Consider the following 1,090-nt stretch of genomic DNA (forward strand, 5'->3'; position numbering starts at 1 on the left):
TGTCGTCGAATGTTCTGCGTTTGTCGGTCATGAAAAACTCCTCGATAGATGCATTTTCCACCTATCGGGGTGTCCGGGGAAATTAGACCACTACAAGGAGTACATCTGTACTCCACCCCTCTGTAACTCCCTCCCCCTTCAAAGTCAGCCGCTATAGCGGCAAAGGATGAGTGCGCCCATGAAAACGCGCCAACTCACGCACGCACGCCTGCTGGAAAAAGTGGTGTACGACCCCGACACGGGAAAATTCACGCATCTAGGACGGCGCCGGCCGAAGGTCGGGCAGTTCGACAAAGACGGCTACGTGAAAATCTCGATTGATGGAATCAAGCATCAGGCCCACCGGCTGGCGTGGCTTTACATGACCGGCAGTTATCCGCCGGCAGACATGCACGTCGATCACCGAAACGCCGTGCGCGATGACAACCGATGGCAGAACCTGCGCCTTGCGACATACGCAGAGAACCAAGCCTATCGCCTTGCCTCCGCTTCAAGCGGACCGGGGCGAGGCGCCAGTGGTGTTCGAGGCGTGTATTGGGACGGCAGGAAAGAGCGATGGTTCGTCCAGATCAGGGCGAACAAGAAAGTCCACTGCGGCGGCTATCACGTCGACATTGCGTCGGCGGCAATCGAAGCGGCGGCGCTGAGAAATCAAATCCAAAACGAGAGGGTCGCGCCATGATCACCAAGTGCGTACTCGGCTGCACCCTCTTCTTCTGGCTTCCATTGGCCCTGACCATAAAGGCGGTGATCGGATGAGCAAACGAGCGATTCACCTTTATCCGTGGGACGGCGGCACTGAAGCCGATCAAGATCCTCCGGAGCATGTTTATTGCGGTACCGATGGGGTACCCCTTCCGCCGAATGCCGGTTGAGCCCCGGCCAGATCCCACCCCGATGCGGACGAAACTGCGGCCTATAACCGCCCACCTGCATCAGGAATGAATCACAGCGAAGTGAGCAAGCGAGGCATTTACTTCGCGGTGATGAACCCACCACAAAGGCTGTCCAGCAAGCTCTGGCCGCCTTTGGAATTGAAGAATTCCATCGACTGCTTCACTTCCATTTCGTACCGAGGATTTGTAGCAAC

General features: G+C 56.8%; 1 protein-coding gene. It reads left to right on the forward strand.

The window, feature by feature from the left end:
• Positions 1-178: 178 nt before the first annotated feature.
• On the forward strand, positions 179-682 hold the full coding sequence (locus ACIOWA_RS28095; RefSeq protein WP_401162943.1) for an HNH endonuclease: 504 nt from the start codon (positions 179-181) through the stop codon (positions 680-682).
• Positions 683-1,090 lie beyond the last annotated feature (408 nt).

This window comes from Pseudomonas sp. NPDC087614, assembly GCF_044743485.1.
GTDB classification, from domain to species: Bacteria; Pseudomonadota; Gammaproteobacteria; order Pseudomonadales; family Pseudomonadaceae; genus Aquipseudomonas; species Aquipseudomonas baetica_A.